The sequence below is a fragment of the Tildeniella sp. genome, from assembly GCF_059505325.1.
In genome coordinates this window covers 173,452-192,747 of record NZ_JCACKI010000064.1, presented here as the reverse complement: position 1 = coordinate 192,747, position 19,296 = coordinate 173,452, and the positions used below count along the sequence as shown (strand labels likewise).

The 19,296-nt window shown below is 49.7% G+C and carries 19 protein-coding genes; 15 read left to right on the top strand and 4 right to left on the bottom strand.

Annotated elements, in window-relative coordinates; genetic code table 11:
* Window positions 1-102: 102 nt before the first annotated feature.
* Complete coding sequence (locus AC5JO6_RS22095) at window positions 103-393, top strand: hypothetical protein (protein WP_496083194.1); 291 nt, start codon at window positions 103-105, stop codon at window positions 391-393.
* A gap of 97 nt (window positions 394-490) precedes the next feature.
* Window positions 491-967, top strand: a complete 477-nt coding sequence (locus AC5JO6_RS22090; RefSeq protein ID WP_496083193.1) for a Tic20 family protein — start codon at window positions 491-493, stop codon at window positions 965-967.
* 73 nt (window positions 968-1,040) lie between these two features.
* On the opposite strand, the gene AC5JO6_RS22085 is transcribed toward AC5JO6_RS22090, so the two are convergent.
* The gene (locus tag AC5JO6_RS22085) at window positions 1,041-1,841 is read right to left on the bottom strand and encodes a fumarylacetoacetate hydrolase family protein (RefSeq protein WP_496083192.1); all 801 of its coding nucleotides are present in this window, start codon (window positions 1,839-1,841) and stop codon (window positions 1,041-1,043) included.
* Between the two features lie 326 nt (window positions 1,842-2,167).
* Between AC5JO6_RS22085 and rpsF the strand changes: the two genes are divergently transcribed.
* The 9 genes from rpsF to trpD all read left to right on the top strand — a co-directional run bounded on the left by rpsF (window position 2,168) and on the right by trpD (window position 12,322).
* Complete coding sequence (gene rpsF / locus AC5JO6_RS22080) at window positions 2,168-2,488, top strand: 30S ribosomal protein S6 (protein ID WP_496083191.1); 321 nt, start codon at window positions 2,168-2,170, stop codon at window positions 2,486-2,488.
* Window positions 2,489-2,583: 95 nt separating this feature from the next.
* Window positions 2,584-3,606: an NAD(P)/FAD-dependent oxidoreductase gene (locus AC5JO6_RS22075; protein ID WP_496083190.1), complete on the top strand. Its 1,023-nt coding sequence runs from the start codon at window positions 2,584-2,586 to the stop codon at window positions 3,604-3,606.
* Window positions 3,603-4,151 (top strand): Npun_F5560 family protein, encoded by a 549-nt coding sequence (locus AC5JO6_RS22070; protein ID WP_496083189.1) that lies wholly within the window; start codon window positions 3,603-3,605, stop codon window positions 4,149-4,151. Before AC5JO6_RS22075 ends, AC5JO6_RS22070 begins: the two co-directional genes overlap by 4 nt.
* A gap of 6 nt (window positions 4,152-4,157) precedes the next feature.
* Window positions 4,158-4,838 (top strand): hypothetical protein, encoded by a 681-nt coding sequence (locus tag AC5JO6_RS22065; RefSeq protein WP_496083188.1) that lies wholly within the window; start codon window positions 4,158-4,160, stop codon window positions 4,836-4,838.
* Window positions 4,839-5,542: 704 nt separating this feature from the next.
* Window positions 5,543-6,688 (top strand): polysaccharide biosynthesis/export family protein, encoded by a 1,146-nt coding sequence (locus AC5JO6_RS22060; RefSeq protein WP_496083187.1) that lies wholly within the window; start codon window positions 5,543-5,545, stop codon window positions 6,686-6,688.
* Between the two features lie 70 nt (window positions 6,689-6,758).
* Window positions 6,759-9,083, top strand: a complete 2,325-nt coding sequence (locus AC5JO6_RS22055; protein WP_496083186.1) for a GumC family protein — start codon at window positions 6,759-6,761, stop codon at window positions 9,081-9,083.
* A gap of 127 nt (window positions 9,084-9,210) precedes the next feature.
* Window positions 9,211-10,416, top strand: coding sequence for a glycosyltransferase family 2 protein (locus AC5JO6_RS22050; protein ID WP_496083185.1), 1,206 nt, complete (start codon window positions 9,211-9,213; stop codon window positions 10,414-10,416).
* Window positions 10,417-10,688: 272 nt separating this feature from the next.
* Window positions 10,689-10,877 carry a CsbD family protein gene (locus AC5JO6_RS22045; protein WP_496083184.1) on the top strand — a complete coding sequence of 63 codons (189 nt, stop codon included), beginning with the start codon at window positions 10,689-10,691 and terminating at the stop codon, window positions 10,875-10,877.
* Window positions 10,878-11,209: 332 nt separating this feature from the next.
* Window positions 11,210-12,322, top strand: coding sequence for an anthranilate phosphoribosyltransferase (gene trpD / locus AC5JO6_RS22040; RefSeq protein ID WP_496083183.1), 1,113 nt, complete (start codon window positions 11,210-11,212; stop codon window positions 12,320-12,322).
* Between the two features lie 58 nt (window positions 12,323-12,380).
* On the opposite strand, the gene AC5JO6_RS22035 is transcribed toward trpD, so the two are convergent.
* Window positions 12,381-13,292: a retropepsin-like aspartic protease family protein gene (locus AC5JO6_RS22035; protein ID WP_496083182.1), complete on the bottom strand. Its 912-nt coding sequence runs from the start codon at window positions 13,290-13,292 to the stop codon at window positions 12,381-12,383.
* Window positions 13,293-13,525: 233 nt separating this feature from the next.
* Between AC5JO6_RS22035 and carA the strand changes: the two genes are divergently transcribed.
* From carA to AC5JO6_RS22015, 4 genes are all read left to right on the top strand, one after another.
* Entirely contained in the window at window positions 13,526-14,680 is a 1,155-nt protein-coding gene (gene carA, locus AC5JO6_RS22030) for a glutamine-hydrolyzing carbamoyl-phosphate synthase small subunit (protein WP_496083181.1), read from the top strand.
* A gap of 156 nt (window positions 14,681-14,836) precedes the next feature.
* The gene (locus AC5JO6_RS22025; protein ID WP_496083316.1) at window positions 14,837-15,205 is read left to right on the top strand and encodes an STAS domain-containing protein; all 369 of its coding nucleotides are present in this window, start codon (window positions 14,837-14,839) and stop codon (window positions 15,203-15,205) included.
* A gap of 446 nt (window positions 15,206-15,651) precedes the next feature.
* The gene (locus AC5JO6_RS22020; protein WP_496083180.1) at window positions 15,652-15,945 is read left to right on the top strand and encodes a 4a-hydroxytetrahydrobiopterin dehydratase; all 294 of its coding nucleotides are present in this window, start codon (window positions 15,652-15,654) and stop codon (window positions 15,943-15,945) included.
* A gap of 391 nt (window positions 15,946-16,336) precedes the next feature.
* Window positions 16,337-16,525 (top strand): hypothetical protein, encoded by a 189-nt coding sequence (locus AC5JO6_RS22015; RefSeq protein WP_496083179.1) that lies wholly within the window; start codon window positions 16,337-16,339, stop codon window positions 16,523-16,525.
* Window positions 16,526-16,602: 77 nt separating this feature from the next.
* On the opposite strand, the gene AC5JO6_RS22010 is transcribed toward AC5JO6_RS22015, so the two are convergent.
* Together AC5JO6_RS22010 and AC5JO6_RS22005 are read right to left on the bottom strand one after the other, a co-directional pair.
* Window positions 16,603-18,108, bottom strand: a complete 1,506-nt coding sequence (locus tag AC5JO6_RS22010; RefSeq protein ID WP_496083178.1) for a GAF domain-containing sensor histidine kinase — start codon at window positions 18,106-18,108, stop codon at window positions 16,603-16,605.
* 172 nt (window positions 18,109-18,280) lie between these two features.
* On the bottom strand, window positions 18,281-19,276 hold the full coding sequence (locus AC5JO6_RS22005; RefSeq protein WP_496083177.1) for a pentapeptide repeat-containing protein: 996 nt from the start codon (window positions 19,274-19,276) through the stop codon (window positions 18,281-18,283).
* Window positions 19,277-19,296 lie beyond the last annotated feature (20 nt).

The window sequence follows — 19,296 nt, the reverse complement described above, 5'->3', positions numbered from 1 at the left end:
GCGATCGCGCTATTCAGTTCACATGCGGCTGCTTTACAGAGATAGTTTTTGTCAACTAGGGCTATAATCTGTTCTCAGTGACAGTGCATACCATCCGCTAAGATGTCTAACCCGACGACGCAGCAGCAGCTAGACCAACTAATCAAGACAACCACTGCACTGATGCAGTCTTCTAGCCAGCATAATCATAAGATTGATGCACTGACGGACAAAATTGATGCGCTAACCGATCAAATTGGTCATCTCACTGAAGGCTTTGCGGACATTAAGTTAACAGCAGAGCGGCAGGCAGAAGCAGCAGAACGGCAGGCGGCAACAGCAGAACGGCAGGAACGCAACATTGATCGGTTAGTTGGTATTGTTGATCGCCTACTCCAAGACAGGACAGTATGATCGATCGCGCCTCAAAGCTGGGCATCCCTACGCTAACTGCGCTATCCTAAGCAGTAGAAAAGTATAAATAAACCACCCTACTTCTGGAGAATGCAACATGACTTGGCGCGGGTCTAACACGGCTCAGGATAGAATTTTTGCCTCCCTGGTTTATTTAGTTCCGTTACTGGATGTTCTGCCATTCGGTCAATCATTCCTTAGAGAATTTTTAGGCATCAACTTGAGCGCGCTGATGCGGTTTCCACTTGTTCAAATCTACTACTTTCCTTTTGTCCCCTTTGTCGTTTTCTTTGCGCTGTTCTTGCTCGTCGTCAGAAACGAAGGCATCCATCACTTCATTCGTTTCAATGCTATGCAAGCAATTCTCATCAGCATCGTTTTAAGCTTGTTTGGCATTATTTGGCAGTACGTTCTCGGACCAATTTTAGGCGGTGGTTTACTGACTCAAACGCTCTTCAATACAGTCTTTTTAGGAACTCTTGCAGCTGCTGGCTATTCTGTCGTTCAGTCTGCGTTGGGACGATATGCTGAGATCCCCACCATCTCGGACGCTGCATATACTCAGGTTCGCTAGCAGTTGATCGACGCAGCAGAGCCGTAAGGACAAAGCGAAAGGCACCTCATCAGCAAAGGGGTGCCTTTTACGTTCAGGTAGGGCTTGACGACGATTCTGACACTCGTACAGCCACCGTGTTGTTTAAGTAGCCGATACCCTCAATCTCTACTCGGACACGATCGCCCACCTGGAGCGGTCCCACGCCTTCCGGTGTTCCAGTCAGCACCACATCGCCTGGCAGCAAGGTGATCGCTTGGCTGATGTAAGATACCAAGACATCTGGTGAGAAGACCATTTGATCGATGAAAGCAGACTGCACAGGTTTGGGATCATCGTTGACAAAGGTTTGTAGCCGCGCTCCTGAGCTAACATCCCGCACAATCCAGGGACCTAACGGACAGAACGTGTCAAAGCCTTTCGCGCGTGTCCACTGCCCATCCTTGCGTTGCAAATCGCGGGCAGTCACGTCGTTTGCGATCGTGTAACCCCAGATTTTCCCTTGTGCCTGTTCGGGAGTGCAATCGACGCAGCGATCGCCGATAATCAGCGCTAGTTCTCCCTCATAATCCACACGCTGCGACTGAGAGGGATACAGAATCATGCCATCTGTAGCGATCACGCTGGTAGATGGCTTCAGGAACAGCAGCGGTTCTTCAGGCACAGGCGTACCCATTTCTGCCGCATGATCGGCGTAGTTCTTGCCAACCGCTACCACTTTTGATGGCGCACAAGGTGCGAGGATGGAGTAGCTCTCAGCCGACAACTCTAAATCCGTTAATTGCCCATTTAACCAGGGAGGCGCATCTAAAACATGCACCTCTCGGCTAAGTTGGAGTAAACCGTAGTAGATCTGTCCGTCTGCTGTTTGAACCCGGACATAGCGCTGTGCCATAACTTAACTGATTCCTCACAGACCGAGAAAAATTTGAAAACACTCTGACTTGCGTAGACAGCTTGGTCGAGCCACTCTGCCCTTCACAGGAGTGTGTTTAAACCTATCACTACAGTTTCAGGTATGGCGGTATCGACGATGCATCACCAAAGCTGTTAATTTTTAACTAATCGCCGATCTACCTACTTGCAACCCAAAAGCGATAGAATTGTAAATCCTTGCTTCTGAAGACCGAAGCGATCGATGAACGGCAGGTAACCTAACACCTCCACCAAATTGTTCGCCATTGTGTCACGAAGCCACTAGTCCACAAGGAGACCTTCGACATGGAATATTTTTACGAAACGATGTACATTCTTCGACCCGATCTGAATGAAGAAGCAGTGGATCAGGCGATCGAAAAATACCAAACGCTCCTACGCGAAAACGGAGCCGATGTTCTAGAAACACAGCATCGAGGTAAACGCCGTCTCGCCTACGAAATTCAAAACCACCGTGAAGGTATCTACATTCAAATCAACTACCAAAGCAACGGCAGCCAGGTAGCACCGCTGGAACGTGCGATGCGTTTAAGTGAAGAAGTAATTCGCTTCCTCACCATCAAGCAAGAAGTCCCAGAAGTCGAAAAAGAAGCTGTAGAAGCCTAGCTTCGAGATCCAAATCGTAAACTGCTTACACTGGAGAAGGCAGACGCTCATGTTTGCCTCTCGTCATTGGTCTTAAGTGCAGTCAAAGCAAGCCCATGAAGCTCTCTAAGAAAAATCTAGACCAGCGTTTAGAGCACGTTTACGATGTCATTATTGTAGGCGGCGGTGCCGGTGGACTGGCAGCAGCAGTTTACTTGCAGCGCTATCGTCTCTCTTGCCTCGTCATTGAGAAAGGGCGGGGGCGATCGTTCTGGATGCAAGATTTGCGAAATTACCTGGGCTTGCCGCCCGAAACGCCGGGACGGACATTGTTGCAGCAAGGACAACAGCACGTTCTCTCACTGGGTGCTGACTACCTGGCTGGTTTTGTGGAAGCGGTGTATGACGAAGGTGAGACCTTTGCCGTCAAAGTCAAAGTGGGCAAGCAGGACAGCGTTTATCCTGTTTTTCGCAGTAAGTATGTGGTGGCGGCAAGCGGTATTATCGATCGCCTACCCCACCTCGAAGACATGCAAAATGTCTATGATTACGCAGGCTACAACTTGCATGTTTGCATGATTTGTGACGGTTATGAGATTGCAGATAAACAGTGTGGGCTATTTGTAGAGACCGAAGCGGCGATCAACACTGCCTTTGTGTTGAACTGGTTCACCCCATATATCACTGTCTTTACGCAAGGCTTATGCACTGTGGGCACAGAAATGCGCCAGAAGCTCAAAGAGCACGGCTACCCGCTGGTAGAAACACCGATCGCTAAATTCCTTGGGCAAAATCATGAAATGACCGGGGTCGCGTTAGCCGATGGTGCGACGGTACATCTGGAAACGGGGCTGGTCGCTATGGGTTCACACTACTTCAATGAATATTTGAAAGCGCTGGACTTACAGTGGAACGGTGAGAACTTGGTGACGGATTCCATGTGCCGAACGTCTCACTCACGACTTTTTGCCATTGGCGATTTAAAAGAAGGGCTTAATCAGGTATCAATTGCAGTTGCAGATGGTACATTAGCTGCAACTGCAATTTGGCGGGAGATTCGCCGCGCCTCTGCCCCTCGTCGCTGGGAGTCTCATTTGAGCCAGCCTGATGTTATAGAAAATGGAGTTCTAAAGACGTGACTTATTCTGAGAACCAAACCCTGCCTGATATACAAGTTGAAACTGCGCGTCTCCGCGAAGAGCTACAGATGCGCGACAACCTGGTGCAGCAACTATCTCAAGAGCTGTTTCGCCTGGTAAAAGGCAATGCCAGCTTTATGCCTAGTCCAGAAGTGTCTGAACGACATTTGTCCGAAGTGTGTGCTCTACGCGAACAATTGCAAGGTGTCGAACAGCAGGTCACGTTCTACCAGGAACAGATTACCGATCGCAATACAGAAGTTTACCAGTTACGGCAGTCGGTTCAAGAACTGACCGATCGCTCCCGTATGTTGGAGCAAGTCGTTCAAGAACTCCCCAAAATTTATCGGCAGAAATTTGCTGAGCGGATGGTGCCCATTCGTGAAAAAGTAACTCAAATCCAACGCGAAAATCGTCAGCTCCACGCCGAACTGCAAAGCGTTAGCTATCGGCTGGCAGTAAGAACCCGCCGTCAAACGCACCTCGATTTACCCAGCTTTCCCAAAGACATGAGCGCTTCTCTCCCCAGTTTTGGGCACGCTTAAACTGCAATGTCTGATGTACTCATTGTCGTCGATGTTCCTTCAGCCACAACGACTCAGATGGCATCGGCGCTAAAGCAAGCCATTTTAACTGAACGAGAGTCCAATGCTGAAGCACGGACGGTCGATATAATCGATTCGTCCGACCTAATGGCAGATGATGCGATACTGGACGATCGCTTGCTTTGTCCTCTCACCCTCAACTTACCCGAAACGTTACCGTTTACAGCACAGACACTTTACACCACCTGCCGCAACACTGACGCTCTACGTCAACAGCTTGAGTGCTGGCAATACCCTACAGGCGCAGGTGCCTTCTGGCTGCCGATCGTCCTTACAGCCAAAGGACCACTCTATGCTGAAGTCATTGGCGTGAAGGCAAATACAGCTCTGACAACGCATTCACTAGGATCATCCTACGAACAGCCGATCCATCTTTCAGACGTGCAGCGGCAGCCACTGTATGCCTTAGCTCAGCGGTTGCTGCGATCGCTCAATGCATCACCAGCCGTCTACCTCATGCAGTTTGGCTGGCAGGGTGACACACTTTATTTTGATCGACTGTTGCCCTTTCCAGACGCGCCCGCGATCGCCAGTCTTAATGTTCAAACGCCTGATTTGTTTACCTGTCACTGGTCATGCCTTATAGGTAAACCCCTTACTGACCTTACGATCAACTGTCTTATTTGATTCCGTAGAACCAGAATGAATACGGCTCACAACTAACGCACGGTCAGAGAGAAATCGGTCGTTGCTGAATAAAGGTATGAAAGGTCAAATCCCCCCTCACTCTCTCCCGTTGGGAGAGGGGACTAGATTCTGGCTCCCTTCTCCTCAAGGAGAAGGGTTGGGAATAAGGGAAATCATACTTGCATTCAACAACGCTAGAAATCGGTCGTTTGCAACAATTAGACACTCTTAGACACTCAAACAGTATCTCCTTGCCGAAAAACTCAGTTTCTACTCAAGCCCTACGATTATTCAATCAACCAAACTTTATTTGCTCTTCTATTTGCATTGCTTTATTGAGGAAAGTTATAAATATTAGATAAAGCAAGCAGTCAGCGACGAAGAGGGGGTGATCAAACACTCCATAATTAGGTTGAGCTACTTGCTTCAGGGTGCATAAAGCGTGTTTTCGCTAAAGAATCTACTACCAGTCAATGTCGATCGAGTGGTCGCGCATCAAAGAGCAATAAATTTTTGAAACGGTCTGAAACGACCATCAGTCAAATGCTGCGCTCATTACTGGGTCTTTTAATAGAGTTTGCAAGGCTATAGTAGGAAGGTTTATGGAGGCAAGTTAACCAACGACTTGCCGCTTAGCTTTTCACTCACTCACGCTTGTACGCAATTTGCATCTTCACTCTCCCCTTTCACTAAGAGACTTCACGATGAAGGGAATCAATCGTTCGATCACAGGTTTTTCTCTACTGGTGTTGGTCGGAGTAAGCTACTCCTTGCCAACAGCAGCACAGACAGCGCCTGCTCAAACCAATCTTTCTCAAACGGATGTTAACGCTCCGAAACCAATTGATACTGTACAGCCAGAAACCGCTTACACCCTAGGTGCGGGCGATCTACTCAGAATCGACAGCTACGATACACCTGATCTTGTTCTAGAGCCGCGTTATCCAGTGCTACTAGACGGGACAGTCAATTTACCCTGGGTTGGCAGTATTCCCGTCGCAGGCTTGACGCTCAAAGAAGCGTCTGACCAGCTGAAGACCAGGTACGGCAGGTTTATCAAAAACCCAACTATCACCGTTAGCTTAATTGGCGCTCGTACTCTAAAAGTCGGTGTGATTGGTGAAGTGACCCGTCCCGGCTCGTATGTTATTGCAAATAATCTCACCAGTACATCTGCGGTAAGTACAACGAATGCAGCTCAGAGTGGATTGAATACGCAGCAGCAGGGCACTACTGAGAGTGGCAGTCAATGGCCCACAGTCAGCAAAGCAATTCAGGCTGCCGGGGGTATTACTGAGCAAGCTAACATTCGTCAGATTCAGATTCGCCGTCCCCAAGGTTTAGGCGGGGACAAGACTTTGACGATCGACCTCTGGAAGTTTTTAAGCGCGGGCGATCTAACTCAAGATGTCCAGGTGCGTGATGGTGATACGCTCGTGATTCCGAAGGCGACTCAGGTCGATACAGCAGAGGCGCTTCAGATTGCCAACAGCAATTTTTCCCCGGACGCAATCAGGGTTAATGTTGTCGGAGAGGTCACGACCCCTGGAGCAGTTGCTGTCAAACCCAACACGACGTTGAACCAGGCAATCTTAGCTGCGGGTGGGTTTAGAAATGGTCGGGCGAAGAAGGATGTGGAGTTGATTCGGCTCAATCCCGACGGCAGTGTCGATCGACGAAGCATTGCCGTTGATTTTTCACAAAAGTTAGATGAAAAAAATAATCCTCCCTTACGCAACAACGATGTCGTTGTAGTGAACCGGAATGGGCTTGCTAAGATTGGCGACGGTGTCAGTACTGTCTTAGGTCCACTTGGCGGTGTGTTAGGGCTGTTTACTATCTTCAGGTAATTTTGGATACGCCTCCTAGGTAGGGTCAAAAGTTTTGATGCTCAGAGTCAATGAGGTAGAGAGAAAAACCATGAAAGCTGAACAATATACTCACGATTCATCACTGAATGACCAAGAGCGATCGCGTGGAAATGGCATGTTAGGTGATGAAGCAGCAGACTTTACTCCTGGACAAAAGGGGCTAGATCTGTCGCCTCTAGTTAGGATGATCCAGCGAAATGCTCTTCTCATTGCAGGGGTTACCGTCGCTGGTGCGGCTCTTGTTGCCTACTCAACATTGAGTGGTACGCGGACCTATAAAGGGCATTTTCAGCTTTTAGTAGAGCCAATCACTTCTCAAGCTCGCCTTTCCGACCCTGCTTCAATTTCACGTCCAGGCGCACAACAGCCCGATGTCATTGACTATCCGACGTTGATCCAGGTCTTACAAAGCCCTGAATTGCTCTCCAAGATTGCTACAGAGATTCAACGTCGTTATCCTGATGTCACAGCCAATTCGCTTGCAGCCGCTGCCAGTAACAAATCACTGGTCATTAAGCGTTATGAAGTCTCTGCACAGCGCTTCGGGTCTGATGCATCAGACCCGACGAAGGTGATTGATGTCTTGTACAAAGGACAAGATCCTCAGAAAGTAGAATTTATCCTACAGGAACTTGCCAGAGGGTATTTGAGGTATAGCCTTGAAGACCGAAAAACTCGCATTGGTGGTGGTGTGCAGTTTATTGAAGACCAACTTCCCAGCCTACAGCGCCGCGTCAATGACTTAGAAGGAGAACTGCAAACTCTAAAGCAGCGTTATCGCATCGCTGATCCAACGACGGAAGGTGCTCAACTTTCTACGCAGGCTCAAGGGGTTCAGGCTCAGCAGCTAGAAACGCAGCGTAACCTCGCAGAACAGCAGGCACTCTTCGCACGCCTGCAGGCACAGCTTGGTATTACACCAGAGCAAGCACTAGCAGCGTCTTCTCTCAGCGAAAATACCAGTTATCAAACTCAGATTGCTGAATTGAAAAAGGTGCAGGCGCTGATTGCGTCCAAGTCCGCACGGTATAGTGACGACAGTCCAGTCATTCGAGGTTTAACAGAACAGCAAACCAAGTTAGAGCAGTTCTTAGATAGGGAAGCCCGCAAGAATTTAGGGCTGTCTGGTTCTAACGTAGCTCTTGACCCTCGCATTCTGGCATTTCAAAATGCGCTTCGGGTTGACCTGATCAAGCAGCTCGTTACCGCTGCAAACACCACACAGCAATTGCAGGTACGTAGACAGGCGATCGCTCAATCTCAGGCGTTCCTCAACCAAAAGCTGCAAGAGTTTCCAGTCGTTGTGCGTCAGTACACTGGCTTAAGCCAACGATTGGATCTTGCTAGAACGACACTCAACCAATTTTTGACGCAACGTGAAACGCTGCGGATTGAAGCGGCACAGAAAGAAGTCCCCTGGGAGATTGTTTCGGCTCCATCGATTGATCGAGATAGTAAAAACAATCCGATTCCATCTGCAAATATCGAACCAAAATTCCTGATCGCTGGCTTGGGTGCTTGTTTGTTGCTTGGACTGGCAGCCGCTTTGCTGAAAGAGAAAGCTAGGAATCAGTTCTACAGTGCAGAGGATATGGAAGGCGCGTTGAAGTTGCCGCTTCTAGCAACTGTTCCTTTCAGAACTGGTTTAACCCAAACTACAGCGATGACTGCTTCGCGATCTGATGCCTTTTCAAAAGCATTCAGTTCGCTCTACACAAATATTCGCTTCCTGAGTTCCAATCCATCGGTGCGCTCCATCGTCGTTGGCTCTGCAGAGTCTGGTGATGGCAAAACGACTGTTGCTCTCCATCTGGCACGAGAAGCCGCCTCAATGGGACAGCGAGTTCTATTAGTCGATACTAATCTGCGCTCCCCCCAGATTCATGCGCTCTTCAGTTTACCAAACTCGCTGGGACTGAATGAGGTGCTCTCAGGCAAGTCAGAGTTAGATCAAGTCGTTCAACGCACGTCTATCGATCACAACCTCTCGGTGCTAACGTCTGGTCAGACTTTGCCGGAATCGGGGAGGCTACTGGCTTCAACTGCGATGCAGGAACTAATGCAAAAACTGCAAGCTAAATTCGACCTTGTGATTTACGACACATCAGCGCTTGCAGACTTTTCTGATGCCAATTTCCTGGCTGCTCAGTCTGATGGGCTGCTTATGGTTGCTGGCGTAGCAAAAACAAAGCGCTCTACGTTGACTCAAGTCATAGCAGAACTAGGCAAGTTTCGGCTACCTGTATTGGGTTTTGTTCCTAACCATCCCGGTAGAGGCACGGCAAATGCTTATAATCAGCCAGGTCAATACGGGCAGAACTTTAGTGGTAAGACCACTTCTGCTGGAAAACCCCAAAATGCTCAAGCCCAATAAGTAAGTGTCAATTAAGCGATCGAGCGACACGCTTTCAAGCCGCCGCGCAGCTCAAGCAGTCACTCGGACTTGTTTAGATTCGTTTACTTAAAGAGCCAGCCACGGTGGGAGCGCCGGAGACATCGTGATGAATCAACTGCTCAATTTTTTCTTGTTGGCGATCTCGCTTCTCCTCTTCATTCCGACCATTGTGCTTTGGGTGGAATGCCTTGCGGCAGTAGTGCCAAAACGAAGCAGACGTAGGGAGCCATTAATCACGCACCCGACGATCGCTATCCTAGTTCCAGCGCATGATGAGGCAGCAGGAATTAGCCTCACCTTAAAGACATTGCTACCACAGGTAAGCAGCCGCGATCGTCTGGTTGTAGTGGCTGACAACTGTAGTGATGAAACAGCATCAGTGGCTCGGGCAAGCGGTGCGACAGTGCTGGAGCGGCATGACTCGGAAAGGCGCGGCAAGGGCTACGCTTTAGATTTTGGGCTGAAGTTTCTAGCCTCTGAGCCGCCCGATGTCGTAGTGGTGGTTGATGCTGATTGTTTGGTTGCAGAAGGTGCGATCGAGAAAATTTCACAGTTGGCAGCAGCAACGCAACGCCCGGTGCAGTCCAGCTATCTTCTCACCCAGCCCACGAACCCTAGTCCTGCCTCAGCGGTTTCACTCCTCGCTTTTACGGTCAAGAACTTAGTGCGTCCAGTCGGGCTGGCTCAACTCGGACTGCCCTGCCTCTTAACAGGTACTGGAATGGCATTTCCCTGGTCTGTTCTGCAACAGGTTTCCTTAGCCAGCGGCAACATTGTTGAAGACATGCAGCTTTCTCTAGACCTCTTAATTGCGGGTTATCCCACAATTTTCTGTGCAGAGGCGGATGTGTCTGGTTCGTTGCCAGAGAACGAAAAAGCCGCAGCCAGTCAGCGGACTCGGTGGGAGCATGGACACCTGCAAACTCTGCTGAAACAGGTGCCACGCCTGCTAAAAGCATGGATTGACCAAAAGCATTTCAATTTATTGGCGATCGCGCTTGATTTGTGCGTTCCTCCACTATCGCTATTAGTGATGTTCTGGTGCGCGGCTATGGTAGCTGCGATCGTGTCCGGTTTGACGCTTCAAATCTACGCACCATTAGCTCTATTGACGCTGGAAGGACTGTTAATCCTGGCTTCGATTACTATTTCTTGGGCAAAATTCGCGCGACATAAATTGCCTTTAAGCACGCTCTTAGCGGTACCGCTCTATGTCCTCTGGAAGGTGCCACTTTACATCGCTTTTTTGGTGAAACCTCAGACTAAATGGGTTCGTACAGAGCGCGATTTGGCAAAATCTCAAGAACTCTAACTGGTTGCACATAGCTAATACCCAGTCAATTCACGCCTATTATCGGAAACCTCAAAGCTCAGCCCTATAAGGGATTGAGTGATGATAAAACTGTGCGCTTCATACAACCATGTATCGCTCTTTGAGCATAGATGAGAGGCAAAAGCTGTTGCTTTGAATACAACCTCTGAGAGAGGGCTTAACTAGAAACCTTACGTACTATTGAAATGTGGAAAGAGATAGTTCTAGATGTCTCGTCCCATTCAAAAGTTCCTTAGAAACGGAGTACGAAGATGAGTTTAGAAGAAAGAGCTAAAGCTGCTGCCAAGAACGTCGAAGGCAAAGTCCAAGACGCTGCAGGCAGAGTGACTGGCGATCCAGAGGATCAAGTAGAAGGTAAAGCGAAGCAAGCGGAAGCGCAAGCACGCAACGCTAAGGAAGATCTGAAGGATGGCGCTAAGCGCACGGTAGATAACGTATAGCCAAGGCCTGGGGGACATCAGCTGATGTCCCCTTTTTTTGGGCATTACTTTGCGGAAGTTGTTGGAGTACCAATGGTGTTGCCAAGCTAAGGGTCGTGAATTTGATAAAACCGAACGCTTGCGTAGGATGTGTTAGGCGCTAGCCGTAACGCATCGCTGCCAGAGTTTGATGCGTTACGCTGCGCTAACACATCCTACAGAATTCGATCTTATTTAATTCTCATTCCTAAGGGTTTCGCTAGAGCGTCCCTCACGAAAACATCGTTGCTGTTGTTATGGAGCAGATCTTTAGTACGATGCTGTTTAGTGACTTAGCATTTTGTGGTTAACTCGTGGCACAAAGTTTCAACAATCCCGACTCAGGTACGTTAGCCCTAGAGACGTTAACCAATGTTGCTGGTAATCCAGGCGATTGGTCTGTTTTATTACAGCAGTTACTCGATCGTGAGTCTCTTTCTACTGAGCAAGCCGCCACTCTTATGCAGGGTTGGTTGAATGATGCTGTTCCGCCTGTATTATCGGGAGCGCTTCTGATTGCAATGCAAGCGAAAGAAATTTCTGCCGATGAGTTAGTTGGTATGGCGCAAGTGTTGCAACGTTTAGCATCCCCGTTATCTGTGCCTCGCTACCCATCTTTAGCGACGATCGTTGACACCTGTGGTACTGGCGGCGACGGCTCTGGAACCTTTAATATTTCTACCGCTGTGGCGTTTGTGACTGCAGCCGCAGGTGTTCCCGTAGCTAAGCACGGCAACCGATCGGCTTCTAGTCGTGTCGGTTCCGCGGATGTACTGGAAGCCCTGGGTGTTAATTTGGCAGCACCTTCAGAGAAAATCCAGGCTGCGATTCATGAAGTTGGCATCACGTTTTTGTTTGCTCCCGGTTGGCATCCGGCTTTGAAAGTCGTTGCACCGATGCGTCGTGCTTTAAAGGTGCGAACGATCTTCAATCTTTTAGGTCCGTTAGTAAATCCGATGAATCCGACGGGGCAGGTGTTGGGTGTGTACGCCACTGGCTTAATCGAGACGATCGCAGAAGCGTTGAACCGTCTGGGTGTACGGCGCGCGATCGTGCTGCATGGTCGTGAAAAGTTAGACGAAGCTGGCATCGGCGATTGGACAGACCTGGCGGTTTTGGCGAATCAGAGAGTGACCTTAACCAGCTTGAACCCAGCTGAGTTAGGCATTGCAGCTGCACCATTGAGCGCGATCGCGGGTGGCGACGTGCAGTATAACGCTGAAATTTTACGCTCAGTGCTGCAAGGTAAGGGAACGCAGGCACAGCGAGATGTCGTAGCACTCAACGCCGCTCTAGCTCTTCAGGTGGGTGACGCGTTGCCTCAAGCGGACAATCCTTACGCAACGGGTGTCATGCTTGCCAGGGAAATCTTGAGTAGTGGAGCTGCCTGGAGTAAAGTTGAGCAGCTAGTTCAGTTTCTCAAGTGAGCTTAACAAAAGCTTCGAGTGTTTCATTCTGGGTGTTGTAGTGCGGAAATTTCCTAGCTTACTGAGGCTTGAATTCGACGACATCACGCTTGATGGTGACATCGTAGTCAGCGAAAAAGTCGTGACCTAGTAAGCCTATATCAAGGGCTGAGTTACCGATCGCAACCACAACGCCTTTAACGACTGCTCCACCCACCGCGATCGAACTGACATAAGCAAGAGGCACTTCCACGCCTTTGTCACTAGCCGTGTCTACCTTTGCTTTACCGATGACACTAACTCCTAAGGTCGATGCCATAGCGCTGGTAATGACAGTACCACTGGCTCCTGTATCGACAATCATTTCAAAGCTTCGACGACCGTTAAACGTGACATCAATAACGGGTGTGCCGCCCGCCCGCCGCTTGATTCTGGCTATGTAGACACGCCTTTTGCCGGACGCTGCGTTTGAAATGACTGCTTCAGGCTGGCTAGCAGGCACATTATCAGTACGAGGCGTGATGGGTAAAAAAGTCGGTTCAGAGGCAATTTCATTAGAACCTGCACGGGTCGCTTGTCGTTTGGCATAAGCAAGGTTACGTTGATATTCGGTCAACTTTGCTTTTGCCAGCGATCGATAAGGGCTGGTAGGTGGAATCGATCGCATGAATTGGATTGCCTGCTGCCAGCGGCTGGCAACCAAATTCCAATCGTCCCGTGACTGAGCTGAAACCGTAATATTACCAGCGCTATCAGCTTTCTCTAACGCAAGCTTGTAAGGGTCTAGATTGGTAGTGGCGGGCTGGGGTTTGAGAACAGATGACACCCCGCTAGCATCGGGCGTAACATCATCAGAAGCAATGGGCGGAGACTTTTCGACACGCTCCACAGCCGTCCTGTCAGTAGTATGGCGGCTACAGGCAGTGCTTCCCAACAAAATCGTACCTGACAGTATGAGCAGAACGGCACCAGCGCAAGAGCGTTTTAGCATGGGCTCAGAAAACTTATGAATGAGGTACGAATTGGAGGTGCATTTACGCCTGTCAGGTTTAGATGCCTCACCTTAACTCTAGAGTGCCGCACTATAGGTACTCAACTAACTTACTCTATGAAAATAACAAACTGGACGGGGCTTCGCTTTGCCTTTCACATGCTTATGCTGAACTCCTGTCCCTGGTTGAGCATGGCATAATAAAACGTCAGTATCTGATTGCAAAAGTGATTATGGTTTCTCCTACTCAGCCCGCGTTGCTGGTTTTAGCGGATGGTACGTCTTACCACGGCTCGTCGTTTGGGGCAACTGGCACAGCGATCGGCGAGGTTGTGTTCAACACAGGCATGACAGGCTATCAAGAGGTTTTGACCGATCCCAGCTACTCTGGTCAGATCGTGACGTTTACCTATCCAGAACTGGGCAACACGGGCGTGAATGCGGACGATGAGGAATCAGCTCAGCCACAAGTACGAGGAACGATCGCCCGCAATGTCTGCTTCAAGCCGAGCAACTGGCGATCGACGCAATCGTTACCTGACTATCTGAAGCAACACCACATTTTGGCAATTTATGGCATTGATACGCGTGCCTTGACGCGTAAGCTCCGCTCAGCCGGAGCGATGAATGGAGCAATATCCACTGAGATTCTTGACCCTGCGGATTTGTTGGCGCATGTCCAAGATGCACCCAGCATGGCAGGACTCAATCTGGTACGCGAGGTGAGTACCAAAACGAGCTACGAGTGGTCGGGTGTCACGAACGCCGTTTGGGAGTTTGGACCCACTGCCCAGCCCGTCGATGCCGTCCCGCTTACGGTCGTTGCGATCGACTTTGGTATCAAGCGCAATATTCTGCGTCGTCTTGCTAGTTACGGCTGTCGTGTCATCGTCGTACCAGCCAACACGCCACCAGAAGAAATCCTCAAATACAACCCAGATGGCATCTTTCTCTCAAACGGACCCGGTGACCCAGCCGCTGTAAGTGAAGGTATTGCGACGACCAAAGCGCTACTAGCTAGCCAAAAGCCGATTTTTGGCATCTGTATGGGACATCAGATTTTGGGGCTATCGCTTGGAGCAGAGACGTTTAAACTGAAGTTTGGGCACCGAGGTTTGAATCAACCCTGTGGGCTGCATCAAAAAGTAGAGATTACCAGTCAGAATCATGGCTTTGCGATCACTGCCGATTCACTGGCTACTGCTGATGTCGAAATTACTCACCTGAACCTGAATGATCAGACGGTCGCTGGCTTACGCCACAAGTCGCTGCCGTTGTTTTCTGTCCAATATCATCCTGAAGCAAGCCCTGGACCGCACGATGCTGATTACCTGTTCGAGCAGTTCGTGCAAACAATGCGAGCACAATTACCGATCGGTGCAAAGTAGAAAGGCAAAGAGAACGCAATTTCAGGCTTTCTTTTCCCTGTTCATCAACTATTCGCTAAGATAGCGGTACTTAAGGACAACCTCGCGGTAGCAGATTTGCTAGCCAGGATGTATACTTAAACGTCGAATCAAGGACTAAACAGCTAGGAGGGTTTTATTCCTGAACAACTAACCCTGACGGTCAGCTTAAGAGGCGCACGCGAAGTTAGGGACAATTACCAGTTATTTCGCCTCACAGGTCTCTTGGATGCCTTCTCAGAGCCTACTTTTCGCAAGGTGCTAACTAAATGTGTGGAGGAGGGACCCAAGCACATCATTCTAGATCTATCCAAAATAGATTTTGTTGATAGTTCTGGCTTGGGTGCCTTGGTGCAGCTTGCTAAGAAAGCTCAGACCGCTGAGGGTACTTTGCAAATTGTCACCAACCCCCGTGTCACTCAGACAGTCAAGCTTGTGCGCTTGGAACAATTTCTGGCGCTTCAAACGTCGGTTGAGGTTGCGATCGAAAACGTTAAATCTACCTAAGCTTTGGCTTCTGTTCACGGCGAAAGAGACAACCAGGCGATCGCCAGTCTTCTGAAGCACCAACTAATTTAAGGCACCTGCTGAGCCAGACAATTTGCCCGTATTTGAGGGAGCTTGGTACTGCTTCTGAGATGCTGTAATCCGCCGTTCTAATCAGAAGCTGTCCAAACTGCTTCTGATGTCTGACTTTTAAACTCGTTCACCACAGTTTGCTCCAGTTCAGTTTGTGGTCGCTTTTGCTAACGGTAGAGCTTGAACCAGGCGATCGAGCGCCATGCAATGACAGATTTATGAGCTAGCGTATGCGTTGGATTTGGCAAAGTAGCTTACACAGGGTGTTTACCCTTTTCTTAGGGCTTTCAGTCATTATCTTCCTGCTCACCAGTCATTTGACCGCAGTTAACGCTAATCAAGTGACTGTCACCAAACCCCCTAAAAGCCATACTATGAGCATTCTTACGCCCCTCTCTAAAGAAGAATTGAATGCGGCGTTGGGGCAGCTCAACGGTTGGAGCATCAAGGACGGTAAACTTCATCGCCAGTTGCAGTTTCCGTCTTTCGTTGAGGCGTTTGGGTTTATGTCTAGCGTAGCGCTGGTAGCAGAGGCAGCCGGGCATCACCCAGAGTGGTCTAACGTCTACAACCGCGTCACTATAGACTTGACGACTCATGATGCAGGCGGCATTACAGCTAAAGATGTTGAGCTTGCCCGTAGAATAAATGCGTTAGCAGCAAAATAAGCGTGTTGCAGCTCGCTCGATTAGCCGCTCGATCGCACGATTGATTAGAACACAAGCAAGTTCAAAAGAAAGCCCCCAAAGGTTATTGGGGGCTTTTTGCATGAAGGAGTGATGAAGCGGATGGTTCAATTGTACTATTATGGCAATTGTTCGTCAAGCTTCTATGAATTTTTGAGCGGCAGGGATGAGTTTCCTAGCAAAAGGGGAAATTGTTACGGAATCACCGCTCACACGTGTGGAAAGTCTAGCAGTGGTTCAGCAGTCTCCACTTAGCTAATGCTTTGGCTACCAGATGCTGCGAGTGCGCTTGCCCCAACCCAACAGATAGTCTATGTTTTCTTTCTCCCCTGAAGCTCCAACTTCTACTCAAGCCCCAAATCCTGCATCAGCGATGCCCACGACTGCGACCAAGCTGGCACCCGATGCTACTGTTACTGGCTTTCTGGTCATCGCGCTGACGCTCAGTCTGGCACTGATCCTCTTTGGAGCTAAAAAATATCGTGCTATCCAACGATCGCGCTTGCTAAAACGGCAAATTGCTATGTTAGAAGCCCTCTGGCGCATCAGTTCAACAAAATAAGAGCACCAATTCCTTTTGCAGTAAGGCTTAGAAGCTCAAGGCGCTCATCGAAAAGCGGTTGCTTTTGGCAGCCTCGATCAAGCGTTATCTGCTGTCGCCTCAGCCTTTTGTGGCAGGCTAATAACGTAGCGGTAGCCTGATTCAGAAACGCTTTGTGTGGTAATTTGACCCTTGTGCAGCTCAGCAAGTTGACGACTGAGCAGCAACCCTAGACTTTTGTTGGGAGCCGTCAACGCCTCTCCTGTAGTACCGTTGAGCTGCTCTACTGGTTTTGCAGCTTTAGTTTTAGAACTGCTCTGGCTCAGCAGCACCTCTTTTGCTTCCAATGGAGACATAGAGCAGCTAGCAGCTAATTCTACACTTGACTGGTTAGCGATCGGCAGCGCTACAGAATGAGCACTGGCTTCCGTATAGGGCAAGCCCTCGCCGAGCCACGGATGAGATACCCAGACAGCGAGACTGAGATTGCTGTTCCGGTAGGATACGTGGATGCGAACGATGCTGCCAGCGTTGGATGCTTGAATCACGCTGAAGATCAGGTGATAAAGCATTTGGCGGACTTTATCTTTATCGAGTAGCCAAATACGACGACCGGGTTCTACCGAGAGGTGGATCTGCTGTCCGCGACGGTGGGCAGCCCCTTCTAGAGTACTAATAGCCTGTTGACAGAGCATCTCAATATCGACGGGGGCAAGCTGTAACTGGTTACTATCGTTCAAGTTCGACAGTTCTAAAATTTCTTTGACCAGCGATAGCAAGTACTGTCCGCTGTGATGGATGATGTCTAGATATTCTTTTTGCTTGTTGGTGAGTGGTCCATAGATTTCGCGCGTTAAGACGCTTGCCATGCCCATAACGGATGTTAGGGGTGTACATAGCTCTTGCGTCAGTTGGCTGAGTAATTCGACTTTAAGCTGACTGGCGATCGACAGGCTAAGAGTAGCGGACGGTGTCTTGACAGTCGAGGCTTTGGCGCAGCTTTTACGAACGTCGCTCTTGGTCAACGTTGCTGGTACTGCTACTTGACTGTTGACAGCCTGCTGCCGCTCAAATTCGCTCATGCTCCAGCGGGCAGTCAGTTCCAAAAACTCGATATCCTTTTCAGTAAAGGGATGCGACCTCAAGTCCATAGCAGCCAGAGTGCCAATACAGAAACCATGAGAGGTGATCAGCGGCACCCCAAGATATGCCCGTACGCCATATTGCTGTGTCAGCAGACTATTAGCAAAGGCGGGGTGAGTAAAGGTGTCCTCGATCGCCAGCACCTGATGGCTATCAACAACATGAACACAAAAAGACTCACCGCGAGGAAACTGACGAGAGTTTGCCAGGTCACTCATTAACCCTAGCCGGGACAGCCCGACAAAGGACTTAAAGTGTTGACGTTGCTGATCCATCACGCTTAAGGTGCAGATAGGCATATTCAAAAAGTGCGCTGCTGTCTGAGTCGCTTCATCAAACACAGAGACATTCTTCAGCTCTACGATGCCTAGTTCTGCGATCGCTAGTATGCGTCGTTCCTCGCGTGCTGAGACGGTTTTACCGTCAAGGCGACAAAACAATCGATTGTCAGAGTCTATCATTCTGCCCTGCGTCCCCCGTGTGTCACCGTAGAACCCTTGCCAAACCTCAAGGGCTTTAAACTATACACATCGTTCCCTAACACATGCTGGGATGAACGCTTGCAGGGCAGGAGAGATTACTGAACTTTCCGTCTGACCACTGCTGTAAGCAGGAAAGAATACGGAGGGGGCATTAGCTGTTTGTTGTCCCGTCGGGTAACGTTGCGCCCTGAAGATTGGCTCCAGTTAAATTAGCGCTACTCAGTTCTGCCTTTGCCAAATTAGCATCGGTCAGGTTCGCATCGCGCAAATCGGCTCGACCGAGATAGGCTTCGATCAGGGTCGCCTCAGTCAAATCAACGTTATGCAGGGTGGCGCGACTCAGGTCTGCCCGATTTAACCGCACTCGGCGCATGATTGACTGGGTAAGATTTACTTTGCTTAAAACTGCCTGGGTCAGGTTTGCTTCAGTGAGATTGACACTTTTTAGCGTGGCTTCAGTCAGGTTGGCGCGTTCCAATTTGGCGTTGGTCAAATCTGCCTGACTCAGATCTGCCCCAGTTAGAATGGCATCGGTCAAGAAGCTATTTTGTAGTATGGCTCCCATCAGATTGGCTGCGGTGAGGTTAGCCTCCCGTAGGCTGGTTTCGGTCAGGTTAGCACCGCGCAAATCAGCTTTGGTCAAATTGGCACCGTTGAGATTGGCACCGCGCAGATCGGCGTTACGAAGGTCAACGCCGCGCAGATTAGCGCCGTCGTAACAGCGTTTTTCGTAGCGCAGATTAGCTCCACGTAGGCAGGCACCGCGCAGGTTGGCACTGCCCAAGTTGACGTTGCGCAAGTCGGCGCTGATCAGGTTGGCATCGAGTAAGGTTGCTAGGGTGATGTCGGCACCGCGCAGATCGGCTCCGTAGAGAATGGCACCATGTAGGTCAGCGTCTCGTAGTTTGGCGCTGATGAGGTCTGCCTGACTGAGGTTGGCTCCACTAAGCCGGGTTCCTGCCAGGTTTGCCTTGCTGAGATTGGCTCGATTGAGGTAAGCCAAGACCAGGTTGGCACCGCTGAGGTCAGTGCCGCTGAGATCAGCACCAATCAGATCGGCTCCGCTCAAGTCGGCACCGCTGAGATTTGCCCCCCGGAAGTCGGTTTCACCTGTCTGGTAGCGTTGCACTAGCTCGATCGCGTCCATGATCTGTTCACCCCAGAGGT